This window comes from Cellulosimicrobium sp. BMG9.23, assembly GCF_059159985.1.
Genome location: NZ_JBZGBZ010000004.1, coordinates 352,275 through 365,906 on the forward strand (window position 1 = coordinate 352,275; position 13,632 = coordinate 365,906).

Genomic DNA, 13,632 nt, shown 5'->3' on the forward strand with positions numbered 1-13,632 from the left:
CGCCGGGCCGTCCGGCCCACCTCGAAAGGAACGCTCATGCGCGCCCGCGCCCTCCCCGCCCTCGCCCTGCTCGGCGTCGGTGCCGCCGTCGTCCTCGCCGGCTGCTCGAGCACCGCCGATGCCTCCGACGCGACCACCACGGCCGACCCGGACGCCCCGATCACCTTCGCGACCACGCCGCTCGGCGACGACCCCGCCGCCGAGAACCCGATCGAGGCGTTCGCCGACCTCGTCGAGCAGGAGACGGGCCGCGAGGTCGAGATCGTCGACGTGCCCGACTACACGGCCGTCGTCGAGGCCCTGCGCAACCACCACGTCGACATCGGCTTCATGAGCGGCTTCCCGTCCGCCCTGGCCGTCAACACGGGCGAGGTCGACTCGCTCGTCGCGTGGCCCGGCAACGACGACCCGGTCTCGACGTGCCTCGTGCTCGACGGCTCGCCGCTGCAGTCCGTCGAGGACCTCACCCCCGAGTCGGTCGTCGCGTTCGCCGACCCGGCGTCGAGCTCGGGCTACTTCATGCCCGTGGCCCTGCTGCACGAGGCCGGCCTGGAGAAGGACGTCGACTACACGGCGATGTTCTCCGGCGGTCACGACATGAGCTTCACGGCCCTGAAGGAGGGCCAGGCCGACGTCGCGTGCACGTCGACGATCTTCCCGCAGATGGCCGGCGCCGGGAGCCCGATGTTCCCGTTCGAGGAGGGCGAGACCCGCTCGATCGGCGAGAGCGCGTCGATGCCCGTGGCCGTGACGGTCCTCGCCGACCAGGACCTCGCCGAGGACAAGCGCGAGCTGCTGCTCGAGGCGCTCCCGAACGTCTTCACCGAGGAGAACGCCGAGGCGCTCGGCGCCATGATGGAGGCGATGCAGGGCACGGAGCCGATCCTCGAGCCCGACGACGAGATCTTCCAGCCCTTCGTCGACATCGCGGCGATCGCCGACGTCGACATCTCGGACCTGGGCTGACCGGGATGACCACGACCGCCCCCGTGGACCCGCTCCCCGACGGGGTGTCCCTGGCCGCGGCCCCGGCCGCCGCCGAGACGGGCGTACCCCCGCTCCCGCTCGTGGCCGTGCGCGGTCTGAAGGTCGCCTACGGCGACGGTCCGCTCGTGCTCGACGGCGTCGACCTCGACCTGTTCCCCGGCGAGCTCGTGGCGCTGCTCGGCTCGTCGGGGTCGGGCAAGTCGACGCTCATGAAGAGCCTCACGGGCTTCGCCCCGGTGAACGAGGGCTGGGTGCGCGTCGCGGGCTACGACCTGACGAACCTGCGGCGCGGCCAGCTGCGCAGCCTGCGCGCGTCGGTCGGCCAGATCTTCCAGCAGTTCAACCTCGTGGGCCGGCTCAGCGTGCTGACGAACGTGCTCACGGGCGCCCTGCACGACGCCGGGCCGATCAACCTGGGCGGCGGGTTCACCAGCGCGCACCGCAAGCGGGCCCTCGAGCTGCTCGACCGGGTCGGGATCGCGCACAAGGCCAAGGACCAGGCGCGGACCCTGTCCGGCGGGCAGCAGCAGCGCGTCGCGATCGCGCGCGCCCTGATGCAGCAGCCGCGGCTGCTCCTCGCCGACGAGCCGGTCGCGTCGCTCGACCCGACGATGTCGCACACCGTGCTCGACCTACTGCACGAGATCGCCCGCGAGGACGGCATCCCCGTGCTCGTGAGCCTGCACGTGCTGCCGCTCGCCCTCGAGCACTCGGACCGCGTCGTGGGCCTGCGGCACGGCGAGATGCTCGTCAGCGCGCCGACCCGCGACGTCGACGCCGCAGCGCTCGAGGTGCTCTACGCCCACGACGACGAGGAGGGGGACGACCATGACGCTCACGTCTCCTGAGACCGCCCGCCGCAGCAGGCAGCCGCAGCTCGACCCGCGCGAGCGCGAGCGCCTCGAGCACGCGTTCCGCGTGCCCCGGGCGCGGTTCATGCTGGGCGTGCCGATCGCGCTCGTCCTGCTCGTGTGGTCGTTCGTCGGGGCGGAGTTCGACTTCGCCAAGCTCGGCGAGGGTGCGGCCAACATGGGCGAGTTCCTCTCGCGGATGTTCCCGCCCACGTGGGACAAGCTCGACGTGATCATCGAGCTGCTGATCGAGACGCTCCAGATGGCGATCGTCGGCACGGTCCTCGGCGCCGTGCTGTCGCTGGTCGTGGCCTTCGGGGCGGCGTCGAACATCGCCCCGAGATGGCTGTACTACCCCACCCGCTGGGTCATGAACATCATCCGGTCGCTCCCCGACCTGGTGTTCGCCCTGATGTTCGTCTCCGCCGTCGGTCTCGGTCCGTTCGCCGGCATCCTCGCGATGACGGTCGGCTCCATCGGCTCCATCGGCAAGATCTTCGCCGAGGCCATGGAGGCCGTCGACACCGGGCCCGTCACCGCCGTCCAGGCCGTGGGCGCCTCGAAGCGCCAGGTCGTGCAGTACGGCGTCCTCCCCCAGGCCGGGCCCATGCTCGTGTCGTACACGCTGCTCCTCTTCGAGGGCAACGTGCGCGGCGCGACCATCCTCGGCATGGTCGGTGCCGGTGGCATCGGCCTGGAGCTCACCACCGCCATGAAGATGTACGACTACGGGCACCTCTCCGCGATCGTCATCTGCATCATCGTGCTCGTCACGGTCATCGACCAGGCCAGCGCCATCATCCGAAAGAAGATCACGTGACCCTCACCGACTCCCCTGTCGCTGGCCTCGGCACCGTCGAGACCGTCCCCGCTACCTCCGCCGCCACCCCGGCGGGCCTGCCCCTGAGCGCACCCGTCAACCTCCGCGACCTCGGCGGCGTCCCCGTCGCCGGCGGCACCGTCCGCGACGGCTTCGCGATCCGCGCCGACGACCTCGCGATCGTCACCGACGCCGACGCGCAGCGGCTCGTCGACGGCGGACTGCGCGCCGTCGTCGACCTGCGCTCCGCCGACGAGGTCGGCATCACCGGCCGCGGACCGCTCGGCGCGCAGCCCGCGGTGACGTACCACCACGTGCCGTTCATGGCGAACATCGGCGAGGCCGCCCAGGGTGCGGGCACCGCGACCGACAAGGGTGGCGACGGTGCCACGCACCTCCCCGACGGCACCCCGGCCGCGGAGATGCTGGACCAGAGCCGGTTCGGCCGCCTCTACCTGCGCATGTACGAGGGCGCGGCGCCGCAGATCGTCACGTCGCTCGCGATCATCGCGTACGCCCCCGGTGCCGTCGCCTTCCACTGCGCGGCCGGGCAGGACCGCACCGGGGTCCTCGCGGCGTCGCTCCTGCTCGCCCTCGGCGCCGAGGAGGACGACATCGTCGCGGACTACGCCCGCACCGGCGAGAACTCGGCCGCCATCATGGCGCGCATCGCGCCCCTGATGCAGCCGCTCCTGCGCCGGTTCGGGCTCGACCTCGACGAGGCGGCGCGCGCCGCGGTCCGCACCGAGTTCTCCGAGGTACCCATGCGCGAGCTCTTGAGGGCCCTCGCCGAACGCCACGGCGACCCGCTCGCGCCGCTGCGCGCGGCCGGGCTCACCGACGGCCTCGTCGCGCGGCTGCGCGAGCGCGCGCTCGGCGGGCCCGACGACGCGCGCGTCGTCTCGCCGGCGGCGTGAGGACGGTCGTCGCCGAACGTCCCGGGACCGCGGCCGAGCGCCGCGGCCCCGGCCGTCCCCGTGCCGAGGGCCACGACGAGCGGATCCTGGACGCCGCCGTCGGGCTCATGGAGCAGGGCGAGGAGATCACGCTGAGCCGCGTGGTCGAGCTGAGCGGCGTCAGCCGGGCGGCCATCTACCGGCGGTGGCCCAGCATGACCGCCCTCGTCGCGGCGGCGCTCGACCGGGGGCGCGAGCCGTACGTGATCCCGCTGGACGGCGACCTGCTCGAGAACCTGCTCGCGGCGTTCGCCCCGGCCGCCCACGCCGCTGGGCGGGGCTACACGGAGCAACGCTTCCGCCTGCGGCTGCGCCTCGCGATGACGGACCGCAAGGTCGCGCAGGCCTACTGGCGTTCGCACGTGTCCCGCCGTCGAGCCGGCCTCGTCGCCGTGCTGCAGGCGGGCATCGACCGGGGCGTGCTGCGGCAGGACCTCGACGTCGACGCGTGCATCGACCTGGTCAACGGCGTCTTCTACTACCAGTACGTCGTGCGTGGGGTCTCGCTGGACGACCCTGCGGCAGTGGCACGCTGCCGCGAGGCCGTCCGCGTCGCGTGGCGCGGGATGTGCGTCGACCCGGGAGACTCGACCGGCACGTCGGCTCCGCGCCGACGCCCTCGGAGCCGGGCCGCGAGTTAGAACCGCCGGTCACGAGGTAGAACGCCGCGGGTTCTCTCTCGCGACCGGCGGTTCTACCTCGCGTCGGAGTCGGAGTCGGGAAGGGCGGCGTCAGTCCGACGACGCCGCGTACGCCGCGACGTAGCCGTCGACCTGCGCGACGTACGCGGCGCGCTGGGACTCGCCCAGCCACGACGCCTCGAACGAGTTCTTCGCGAGCGTCACGACCTCCGCCGTCGTGAGACCGGCGGCCTCCGCGAGCGCCACGTAGTTGTCGGCGACGTAGCCGCCGAAGTACGCCGGGTCGTCGGAGTTGACGGTGACGCGGACGCCGTCGCGCAACAGGCCCGCGATCTCCGCGGCCTTCATGTCGTCGGTGACGAACGAGTTCGACACCGGGCAGCATGTCAGCCCGAGCCCGCGCTCGCGCACGACGGCGACGAGCGCCGGGTCCTCCACGACGTTCGTCCCGTGGTCGACGCGGTCCACGCCGATGTCCTCGAGGACCGTGCGGATGTTGTCGATGCTGCTCTCCTGGTCGATGTCGCAGTGCATCGTCAGGCGGTAGCCGAGCTCGCGGGCGCGCGCGAACACGCCGGCGAACTTCTCCGGCGGGTTGCCGCGCTCGTCGGAGTCGAGCCCGACACCGAGGATGCGGTCGCGGAACGGCACCGACGCCTCGAGCGTCTCGGCGGCGCTCTCCGCGGACAGGTCCCGCAGGAAGCACAGGATGAGGTGCGCGTCGACGCCGTGCCTCTCCCCCGCCTCCGCCGCCGCCCGGTGGTACCCGGTCACGACCGTCTCGAACGGCACGCCGCGCGACGTGTGCGCCTGCGGGTCGAAGAACATCTCGACGTGCTTCACGCCGTCGGCCGCGGCGCGCACGAGGTACGCGTCGGCGAGCTCGTAGAAGTCGTCGGCGGTCTGCAGCACCTCCATCGCCGGGTAGTACACGGCGAGGAAGCTCGTCAGGGAGTCGAACGCGTACGTCGCGCGGACCTCCTCGACCGTCGACTGGCCGATGTCGATCCCGTTGCGCTGCGCGAGGCGCAGCTTGAGGTCCGGCTCGAGCGTCCCTTCGAGGTGCAGGTGCAGCTCGGCCTTCGGCAGGCCGGTGATGAACTCGCGCGTGGGCGTGGCAGGCAGTGCCATGGGTCTCCTTCTCGGGTCGGGTCGTCCCCCCGCACCATCCTCTCCCCTGCCCGACGCCGGGGCTCACCCGTGCGCGCGAGGTGCGGCCCGTCGTCGGGCACGAGGCCGTTGCTCGCCCGGCAGCGGCGACCGGGCACCGGAATGCCGCCGAATCGATTAAGGCGGTACCGACGCGACCGGCATCGCGGCATGGTCGTCGTGTTCGACATCCGTGAGCGAAGGAGCTTGAGATGCGACGCATTGCAGCCTGGGCCGCCGCGGCGGTCCTCGGCGCGGCCAGCCTCGTGGCGGTCTCTCCACCGGCGCCTGCCGAGGCGCACGGCGCCGAGGTCTTCCCCGGCAGCCGCCAGTACCTGTGCTGGGTCGACGGCCAGACGGCGAACGGTCAGGTCACCCCGGAGAACCCGGCGTGCGCGGACGCGTACGCCGTCAGCGGCAGCTCGGCGTTCTACAACTGGTTCGGCAACCTCGACTCGAACGGCGCGGGCCGGACCGCGGGCTACATCCCCGACGGTCAGATCTGCGACGGTGGCGGTCGTGGCCCGTACGACTTCTCCGGGTTCAACGCTGTGCGCGACGACTGGCCGACGACGCACCTGACGGCCGGCGAGACGTACCAGTTCCAGCACAACAACTGGGCCGAGCACCCCGGACGCTTCGACGTGTACGTCACCGAGGAGGGGTGGGACCCCTCCGGTCCGCTGGCGTGGAGCGACCTCGAGCTCATCGACTCGGTGACCAACCCGCCCGACACCGGAGGGCCCGGTGCCCTGAACTACTACTACTGGGACGTCACCCTCCCGGCCGACCGTACCGGCGACCACATGATCTTCACCCACTGGGTGCGGTCGGACAGCAGCGAGAACTTCTACAGCTGTTCCGACGTCGCGTTCGACGGCGGTGACGGCGAGGTCACCGGCATCGGGGACGACGGCGGCAACCCGACGGATCCGGTCTGCCCGGACGAGGCACCGGGAACGCCCGGCGCACCGATGGCCATGAGCATCACCGCGACGAGCGCGCACGTGATGTGGGGGACGGCGGAGTCCGGGTGCGTCACTGGGTACGACGTGCTCGACCCCGGGAGCGGGGCGGTGCTCGCGAGCACCGACGGGTCACCGATGGTCGACCTGACCGGACTGGAACCCGACACCGAGCACACGGTGGCCGTCCGGTCGCGCAACGACCACACCGGCGCCGTCTCGAGCACCCGGACCGTCACGTTCACCACGCTGGAGGACGACGAGACGCCGACGCCCACCGGCGCGTGCGAGGTCGACTACACCGCGTCCTCGTGGGGTGGCAGCAGCACCGGGTACACGGCCTCGGTCACCGTGAAGAACACGTCCATCGTGTCCGTCTCCGACTGGGTGGTGTCGTTCACCTACCCGGGCGGGCAGCGGGTCGACGAGCCCGGGTGGAGCGCGACGCTCGACCAGATGGGGACGACGGTCACGGCGACACGTCCGGTGTGGAAGACGAGCATCGCCCCGGGCGAGTCCGTGACGTTCGGGTTCAACGGCGCGACCGCGACGGCCGGGTCGCACCCGGAGCCGGCAGGGTTCGCACTCAACGGAGCCGCCTGCAGCTGACGTACTCTCACACGACGATGCGCCGACGGGAACTCCTCCGTCGGTGCATCGTCGAGTCGAGCGCCGGGAACGGGGTGGTCCTGTGCCGCGAGGCCGTCGAACCCGATCACGCGGTACGGGGGACGTTGCGCCGATCACCACGGCAGGTCCACGCCCTCCCAGAGCGTGAAGGTGCCGCTCGGGCCGTCCGGGCCGAGGCGAGCAACGCGCACCACTTCACGGCAGGCGTCCTCGACCGACTCCGTCCCCTCGAAGTTGACCAAGGCGGTGTTCGCGAAGCCCGGCGAAACGAGGTTGACCTTGATGTCGGTCGCCTCCAGCTCGATCATCATCGCCAGCGTCACGGCGTTGAGCGCGGTCTTCGACGCGGAGTAGACCGGCTCGAAGGTCTTGTGGAACGGGAAGGCCGGGTCGGCCATTGTCGTCAGCGAGCCCTGCGCGCTCGTGACGTTCACGATGCGCGCGTCCGACGACCTGCGCAGCAGCGGCAGCATCGCCTGGTACACCGCCAGGACGCCGTGGACGTTCACCTCCCAGACGGCCCGGACCTCGTCGAGCGAGACGACGCTGGGCTGCGACAGTGCGCGGAGCTCACTCAGGTCGCGGCCGTTGGTCCCGGTGCTGGAGATGGCGGCGTTGTTGACGAGCAGGTCGAGGCGGCCTGCCTCCTCCTGGATCCGCTCGACGGCCCGTGCGATCGATGGCGCGTCAGTCACGTCCAGCTGGAGCGCGATGGCGCCGAAGCGGATCTCGGCGGCCGCCTGCTCGCCGCGAGCGAGGTCGCGGGAACCGACGAAGACGGTGAACCCGTCGGCGGCCAGCTCCTTCGCGACCTGCTTGCCCATGCCCTGGTTGGCTCCGGTCACGAGTGCGATGCGGTTCGTCGGCATGATGCCCTTCCTGAGGTCGTCCGATGTGGCGGCGATGACGAGCGCTCCTGGCGCGGGGCGCGCCTGACCCTTGTCAGCACGCCGGGTCGTGGGTTCGGCGCAGCGATCGCGCGCCGATGATGGACAGCATCTACACGTTGTTTCTATCCCGCGTGAACGGCTGTAGCCACGGTCTGTCGATCCCCCTTGCGGGGCGGAGCCGTGGCCTGACGAGCCTGTGATCGGGAGGTCCTGGAACGGTGCGGGGCGTTCGCCGACGATCGATGCCGTGGCCCGAGGAGGTCACGAAGCGACGAGGCGGGGAGCTGACGATGACTGGCCCGACAGGGAAGGCCGCCGTCGTGACCGGTTCGGCGCGCAGGATCGGCGAGGCGATCGCACTGCGGGACGCCTCGCTGGGGCGAGCGCGGACGACCTGAAGCACCACCGCCACCACCCGAAGGAGCGGAACGATGCCACGTACCCCGATCGACATCACCATCCCCGACCTGTCCGGAAAGCGCGCGCTGGTGACCGGCGCCAGCGACGGCATGGGCCTCGGCATCGCCGGGCGCCTCGCCGCTGCGGGCGCGGAGGTCGTCATGCCCGTGCGCAACCCGGCCAAGGGCGAGGCGGCGATCAGCAAGATCAACCGGGCCGTCTCCGGCGCGAAGGTCTCGCTGCGGAGCCTCGACCTGGCGTCGCTGGCTTCGGTGGAAGCCCTCGGCGACACCCTGCGCGACGAGGGGCGGCCGATCCACCTCCTGATCAACAACGCGGGGGTCATGCGCCCGCCGCAGCGGCTGGCCACGGTCGACGGGTTCGAGGTGCAGCTCGGCACCAACCACCTTGGCCACTTCGCCCTCGTCGCCCACCTGCTGCCGCTCCTGCGTGCCGGGCAGGCCCGTGTGACCTCACAGGTCAGCATCGCCTCCTCCGCCGGCTCCATCAACTGGGCCGACCTGAACTGGGAGCGCAGATACGCCGGGATGCGCGCGTACGTCCAGTCGAAGATCGCGTTCGGGCTGTTCGGGCTCGAGCTGGAGCGGCGCAGCACGGCCCACGGGTGGGGCATCACCAGCAACCTCGCCCACCCCGGTGTTGCCCCCACCAGTCTCATGGCGGCCCGTCCGGAGATCGGCCGCGGCCAGGACACGCCCAACATCCGCCTGACCCGCGCGCTGTCGGCTCGCGGCATCCTGGTCGGCACGGCCGAGACCGCCGGGCTGCCCGCCCTCATGGCCGCGACCGACCCGACCGCCAAGCCGGGAGCCCTGTACGGTCCCAGCGGCCCCGGCACCCTGGGCGGTGCGCCCGCCGAGCAGCGGATGCACCGCCCCTTGCGCAGTCTCACCGAGGCAGCCCGCGCCTGGCAGGTCTCCGAGGAGCTGAGCAAGGTCACCTTCCCGACCGCGTGACCGGCGACAAGGGGGGATCGACAGGCCCTGTATGACGTGCTGGCGATCCACGACAGTGAGAGCGATAGGGCCACCATCGAGGAGCACCGACATGCGACGCACACCGATCGACATCACCATCCCCAGACTCTCCGGCAAGCGCGCGGTGGTCACCGGGGCGAGCGACGGCATGGGTCTCGTCATGGCCCGACGCCTTGCCGCTGCCGGAGCCGAGGTCGTCATCCCCGTCCGCAACCCGGCCAAGGGTGAGGCCGCGATCGCGAAGATCTACCACGAGGTTCCGGGTGCGAAGGTCTCGCTGCGCAGCCTCGAGCTGTCCTCCCTCGCCTCCGTCGCCGCCCTCGGCGAGACCCTCCGCGCAGAGGGCGACCCGATTCATCTCCTGATCAACAACGCCGGCGTCATGACCCCGCCCGACCACCAGACGACCGCCGACGGGTTCGAGCTCCAGCTCGGCACCAACCACCTTGGCCACTTCGCTCTCGTCGCGCACCTGATGCCGCTCCTGCGTGCCGGCGGCGCGCGGGTGACCTCTCAGGTCAGCGTCGCCGCCCGCAGTGGCGCCATCAACTGGGACGACCTGAACTGGGACCGCGAGTACGACGGGATGCGCGCGTACGTCCAGTCGAAGATCGCGTTCGGCCTGTTCGGCCTGGAGCTGGAGCGCCGCAGCACGGCCCACGGGTGGGGCATCACCAGCAACCTCTCCCACCCCGGCGTCGCGCCGACCAACCTGCTCGCCGCCCGCCCCGAGCTGGGCCGCGCGCGGGAGACCTCGGGGCGACGGATGATCCGCTGGCTCTCCGCCCGCGGCATCCTGGCCGGCACGGTCGAGACCGCGGCGCTGCCCGCACTCATGGCGGCTACGGACCCGCAGGCCGAGCCAGGCGCCCTGTACAGCCCCAGCGGCTTCGGCAACACCAGCGGCGCGCCGGCCGAGCAGCGGATGTACCCCCCGCTGCGCAGCGCCGAGGAGGCCGCACGTATGTGGGACGTCTCGGAGCAGCTGACCCGGACGGCCATCGCGGCCTGAGCCGTCGCGCTGAGCCGTCGCGCCGAGCCCTCGCGCGAACCTGCTGGCACGGACCCGCCGATCCGGGTCCGTGCCGGCATCACTGCGGTGTGAACGCCTCGTTGAGCGCACTGCCGAAGTTGCCGCCCACCTCGGTGCCCCCGCCGAAGGTGTAGATGACGTCGCCCACCGTGGCGGCGCCGAGCCCGTGCCGCGGCGTGGGGAGGTTCCCTGCGGCGGCCCACTCGTCGGCCTCCGGGTCGTAGCGCCAGACGTCGTCGTAGACCAGCGGGTCCGGGTTGTGCTGCTCACCGCCGAACACGTAGATCGAACCGTCGTGCACGGCCGCGGCCAGCCCACCACGGGCCTCGGGAAGCGGCGCGACCGTCTCCCACTCGTCGGTGGCCGGCTCGTACACCTCGACCGTCGCGACGTTCTCCTGGACGGCGGACCCGTCTGCGGCGAGCGAGAACTCCCGGCCACCGATCACGTAGATCCGGTCGTCGACGACCGCCGAGGCGGCGCTGTTGCGCGCGGTGGGGGCCGGGGCGAGCGTGGTCCACTCACCCGTGGCGGGGTCGAACATCTCGTTTCTGTCGCTGTCGACGTGGGTGGTGAAGGTCGTGGCGCCGGGTGTCTCACGGACACGGCCACCGATGACGAACACCTGGTCGCGCACGCTCTCGATCACGAACTCAGCCCGCGGCTCCGGCAGGTCGACGCCGGTGGACCAGGTGTCGTCGTCCGGCGCGTAGACGAAGGTGTCGGCCTCGGCGCGCCACCGGGGGAACCCACCGCTGAACCCGCCGACGGCGTACAGCGAACCGTCCGCCTCGGCGAGGCCGATGTGGTGCCTGGCCTGCGGGAGCGTCGCCAGCCGTTCCCAGGCGTCTGCGGCGGGGTCGTAGGCGTCGAAGTGTGCGGACACGCCGGTGTTCGGGTTCAGCAGGCCGCCGGCGACGTAGATCCGGTCATCGACAACCTCGGGGTAGAGCTCCTGCCGCTCCAGCGCCATGGGCGCGCGCTCCTGCCATGCCCCCGTCCGGCCCGAGGATGCTCCGGGTGACGACGCCGGCGCGGCAGTGCACGCCGTGGTGAGCATGGTGCCGAGGGCGAGCGCGGCGGTGGTCGTGCGAGGACGAGATGTGCGGGTACGAGGGGTTTCAGGGCGTCTTGTCACGGTGGATCCTTCGGTTGTCTCGCGGGGCGGACCCCACGTTCCAGAATCGGGGTGCGCGTGAACCGGGGACGTCATCCCCTGTGCCAGTGGCCAGATATCGCCGACCAGGGCCGTGCTCCGTGCTGCCGCGCTCAGCGCTGCCGTTTGTCATAGTCCGTCCGCATGGACTGGAAGATGACCCGCTCGACGAGCTCGGGCAGGTTGTGGAACCGCTTGTTCCGGTCCATGGCCGCGATCCGGTCCATCTCCTGGGCCGTCAAGGCGAAGTCGAACAGCTCGCTGTTGGACCGGATGTGAGCCGGGTCGGTGGACCCGGGGATGACGACCGTGCCGTCCTGGACGTGCCACCGCAGGATCACCTGCACCGGCGACTTGCCGTACTTGTGTCCCAACTCCGCGAAGAGCGGCTCCGCGAGCAGCTCTCGATCGCCTCGTCCGAGCGGGAACCAGCCCGTCACGACGGTACCGAGCCGCTCGAGGAACTCCTTCTGCTCGCGCTGCTGGAAGTAGGGGTGGCGTTCGATCTGCGCGACGGCGGGCAGCACCGTGGCTCTGCTGACCAGGTCGGTCAGGCGCCGGTGGTTGAAGTTGCTGATGCCGATCGAACGGACCTTGCCCGCCGCGACGGCTTCCTCCATCGCCCTCCACGCCCCGTTGTAGTCGCCGTACTGCTGGTGCACCAGGAGAAGGTCCACGTAGTCGGTGCCCAGCCGCTCGAGCGTGCGGTCGATCGCGACCGACATCCTCCGGTACGTGGAGTCGGTCGACCACACCTTCGTGGCCAGGTAGATCTCGTCCCGGACCAGGCCGCTGTCGCGGACCGCCCGGCCGACGGCGCGCTCGTTCAGATACGTGTTGGCGGTGTCGACCGAGCGGTAGCCGGCCTCGAACGCACGGGCCAGCGCCGGCCCGACGTCGGCGGACCGAACCTGGTTGACGCCGATGCCGAGCTTCGGGATCGTGTTGCCGTCGTTCAGCCTGAATGTCTCCACGCGGGCCCCCTCGTCAGATGCGCTCGATACGGCAGCTCCTGTGCGGGGTACGCCGCCGGCAGCTGCTCCGGATGCTCGTTTTCTACCCGCCGCGCACCGAGCTAGCCACGGCCTTCCGATCCCCCCGTCCGGCGCCGGGTGGTCACGCGTTCCCCTGGCGGGGACCATGGGTGAGCACGCGCGGTAGGGATGACCGAGCAGCCGGGAGGAGACGCATGGCGATCGATCGGGCCGGGCTCGCCGAGTTCCTCCGGCGTCGCCGCGAGTCGCTGCAGCCCGAGGACGTCGGCGTCCCCCGCGGACGGCGCCGCAGGACCAGCGGGTTGCGACGGGAGGAGGTCGCTTCCCTGTGTCACATGTCGGCCGACTACTACGCGCGGCTCGAACGAGCGCGCGGGCCTCAACCGTCCGAGAAGCTGCTCGCCTCCATCGCTCACGGGTTACGTCTGTCCCTCGACGAACGCGACCACCTGCTCCGGCTCGCCGGGCACAACCCGCCGGCCAGAGGTGCAGCAGGCGAGCGCGTCAGCCTCGGCCTGCTGCGCATCCTCGACCGCCTGGACGGCACTCCCGCCGAGATCGTCACCGAGCTCGGCGAGACTCTCCGGCAGAGCCCGCTGGGGATCGCGCTCACCGGCGACCGGACCCGGTACACCGGGCCGGCCCGGAGCATCGGCTACCGGTGGTTCACCGACCCCACCACGCGGCAGCTCTATCACCCCGACGACCATCCGGTCCTCACCCGAAGGTTCGCCGCGGGCCTGCGCCACGCCGTCGCACTGCGCGGCCCCGGCTCCCGGGCGGCGCAGCTGGCGGACCTCCTCCTCGCGCGGAGCGAGGAGTTCGGCCGGGCGTGGAGCGCTCACGAGGTCGGTGTGCACCCGCTCGCCGTCAAGCGTCTCGTGCATCCCGAGGTCGGCGCTCTGGAGCTGACCTGCCAGTCTCTGCTCGACCCGGAACAGTCGCACCGCCTCCTGGTCTTCGCCGCCGACCCGTGCTCCGAGAGTCACGAGAAGCTGCGCCGGCTGTCCGTCATGGGTCCGCAGGCGCTTCGCTGACACTCGCTGGGGCGATAGACGAGCTGCTGAGCTGCTGTACCTGCGTCCTCGAGCCGACCAGATCGACACAGTCGCGCTCCCCGTGCCGGCGTGGAGCACGCCGGCGACCTGAACCGCGCGCCTGA

At 71.5% G+C, this 13,632-nt stretch carries 13 protein-coding genes; 9 read left to right on the forward strand and 4 right to left on the reverse strand.

What is annotated here, in order from left to right; all coding sequences use genetic code 11:
* The first annotated feature begins 36 nt into the window (after nucleotides 1-36).
* The 5 genes from phnD to AC4H2G_RS08260 are packed head-to-tail and all read left to right on the forward strand — an operon-like array spanning nucleotide 37 to nucleotide 4,255.
* Nucleotides 37-966 (forward strand): phosphate/phosphite/phosphonate ABC transporter substrate-binding protein, encoded by a 930-nt coding sequence (phnD, locus tag AC4H2G_RS08240; protein WP_494365266.1) that lies wholly within the window; start codon nucleotides 37-39, stop codon nucleotides 964-966.
* A gap of 5 nt (nucleotides 967-971) precedes the next feature.
* Entirely contained in the window at nucleotides 972-1,835 is an 864-nt protein-coding gene (locus AC4H2G_RS08245; protein ID WP_494365267.1) for a phosphonate ABC transporter ATP-binding protein, read from the forward strand.
* Nucleotides 1,816-2,658 (forward strand): phosphonate ABC transporter, permease protein PhnE, encoded by an 843-nt coding sequence (gene phnE / locus AC4H2G_RS08250; RefSeq protein ID WP_494365268.1) that lies wholly within the window; start codon nucleotides 1,816-1,818, stop codon nucleotides 2,656-2,658. The genes AC4H2G_RS08245 and phnE overlap by 20 nt, the downstream gene beginning before the upstream one ends.
* Nucleotides 2,655-3,575 (forward strand): tyrosine-protein phosphatase, encoded by a 921-nt coding sequence (locus AC4H2G_RS08255; RefSeq protein WP_494365269.1) that lies wholly within the window; start codon nucleotides 2,655-2,657, stop codon nucleotides 3,573-3,575. Before phnE ends, AC4H2G_RS08255 begins: the two co-directional genes overlap by 4 nt.
* Nucleotides 3,572-4,255 (forward strand): TetR/AcrR family transcriptional regulator, encoded by a 684-nt coding sequence (locus tag AC4H2G_RS08260; protein WP_494365270.1) that lies wholly within the window; start codon nucleotides 3,572-3,574, stop codon nucleotides 4,253-4,255. The genes AC4H2G_RS08255 and AC4H2G_RS08260 overlap by 4 nt, the downstream gene beginning before the upstream one ends.
* 90 nt (nucleotides 4,256-4,345) lie before the next feature.
* On the opposite strand, the gene AC4H2G_RS08265 is transcribed toward AC4H2G_RS08260, so the two are convergent.
* Nucleotides 4,346-5,386, reverse strand: coding sequence for an adenosine deaminase (locus AC4H2G_RS08265; RefSeq protein WP_494365271.1), 1,041 nt, complete (start codon nucleotides 5,384-5,386; stop codon nucleotides 4,346-4,348).
* 230 nt (nucleotides 5,387-5,616) lie between these two features.
* Between AC4H2G_RS08265 and AC4H2G_RS08270 the strand changes: the two genes are divergently transcribed.
* Nucleotides 5,617-6,978, forward strand: a complete 1,362-nt coding sequence (locus tag AC4H2G_RS08270; RefSeq protein WP_494365272.1) for a lytic polysaccharide monooxygenase — start codon at nucleotides 5,617-5,619, stop codon at nucleotides 6,976-6,978.
* Between the two features lie 134 nt (nucleotides 6,979-7,112).
* On the opposite strand, the gene AC4H2G_RS08275 is transcribed toward AC4H2G_RS08270, so the two are convergent.
* The gene (locus AC4H2G_RS08275; protein ID WP_494365273.1) at nucleotides 7,113-7,868 is read right to left on the reverse strand and encodes an SDR family NAD(P)-dependent oxidoreductase; all 756 of its coding nucleotides are present in this window, start codon (nucleotides 7,866-7,868) and stop codon (nucleotides 7,113-7,115) included.
* 452 nt (nucleotides 7,869-8,320) lie between these two features.
* Here AC4H2G_RS08275 and AC4H2G_RS08280 point away from each other — a divergent pair, with 452 nt between their 5' ends.
* Together AC4H2G_RS08280 and AC4H2G_RS08285 are read left to right on the forward strand one after the other, a co-directional pair.
* Nucleotides 8,321-9,265 carry an SDR family oxidoreductase gene (locus tag AC4H2G_RS08280; protein ID WP_494365274.1) on the forward strand — a complete coding sequence of 315 codons (945 nt, stop codon included), beginning with the start codon at nucleotides 8,321-8,323 and terminating at the stop codon, nucleotides 9,263-9,265.
* A gap of 91 nt (nucleotides 9,266-9,356) precedes the next feature.
* Complete coding sequence (locus AC4H2G_RS08285; RefSeq protein WP_494365275.1) at nucleotides 9,357-10,298, forward strand: SDR family oxidoreductase; 942 nt, start codon at nucleotides 9,357-9,359, stop codon at nucleotides 10,296-10,298.
* A 79-nt stretch (nucleotides 10,299-10,377) separates the two neighbouring features.
* On the opposite strand, the gene AC4H2G_RS08290 is transcribed toward AC4H2G_RS08285, so the two are convergent.
* On the reverse strand, nucleotides 10,378-11,292 hold the full coding sequence (locus AC4H2G_RS08290) for a Kelch repeat-containing protein (protein ID WP_494365276.1): 915 nt from the start codon (nucleotides 11,290-11,292) through the stop codon (nucleotides 10,378-10,380).
* 296 nt (nucleotides 11,293-11,588) lie between these two features.
* Nucleotides 11,589-12,449: an aldo/keto reductase gene (locus AC4H2G_RS08295; RefSeq protein WP_494365277.1), complete on the reverse strand. Its 861-nt coding sequence runs from the start codon at nucleotides 12,447-12,449 to the stop codon at nucleotides 11,589-11,591.
* Between the two features lie 215 nt (nucleotides 12,450-12,664).
* Here AC4H2G_RS08295 and AC4H2G_RS08300 point away from each other — a divergent pair, with 215 nt between their 5' ends.
* On the forward strand, nucleotides 12,665-13,507 hold the full coding sequence (locus AC4H2G_RS08300) for a helix-turn-helix transcriptional regulator (protein ID WP_494365278.1): 843 nt from the start codon (nucleotides 12,665-12,667) through the stop codon (nucleotides 13,505-13,507).
* The last annotated feature ends 125 nt before the right edge of the window (nucleotides 13,508-13,632 follow it).

Bases quoted from the DNA above. Each gene is read 5' to 3' on its own strand.
- phnD (WP_494365266.1), top strand. From the start codon at position 37: ATGCGCGCCCGCGCCCTCCCCGCCCTCGCCCTGCTCGGCGTCGGTGCC.
- AC4H2G_RS08245 (WP_494365267.1), top strand. From the start codon at position 972: ATGACCACGACCGCCCCCGTGGACCCGCTCCCCGACGGGGTGTCCCTG.
- phnE (WP_494365268.1), top strand. From the start codon at position 1,816: ATGACGCTCACGTCTCCTGAGACCGCCCGCCGCAGCAGGCAGCCGCAG.
- AC4H2G_RS08265 (WP_494365271.1), bottom strand. From the start codon at position 5,386: ATGGCACTGCCTGCCACGCCCACGCGCGAGTTCATCACCGGCCTGCCG.
- AC4H2G_RS08270 (WP_494365272.1), top strand. From the start codon at position 5,617: ATGCGACGCATTGCAGCCTGGGCCGCCGCGGCGGTCCTCGGCGCGGCC.
- AC4H2G_RS08275 (WP_494365273.1), bottom strand. From the start codon at position 7,868: ATGCCGACGAACCGCATCGCACTCGTGACCGGAGCCAACCAGGGCATG.
- AC4H2G_RS08280 (WP_494365274.1), top strand. From the start codon at position 8,321: ATGCCACGTACCCCGATCGACATCACCATCCCCGACCTGTCCGGAAAG.
- AC4H2G_RS08285 (WP_494365275.1), top strand. From the start codon at position 9,357: ATGCGACGCACACCGATCGACATCACCATCCCCAGACTCTCCGGCAAG.
- AC4H2G_RS08290 (WP_494365276.1), bottom strand. From the start codon at position 11,292: ATGGCGCTGGAGCGGCAGGAGCTCTACCCCGAGGTTGTCGATGACCGG.
- AC4H2G_RS08300 (WP_494365278.1), top strand. From the start codon at position 12,665: ATGGCGATCGATCGGGCCGGGCTCGCCGAGTTCCTCCGGCGTCGCCGC.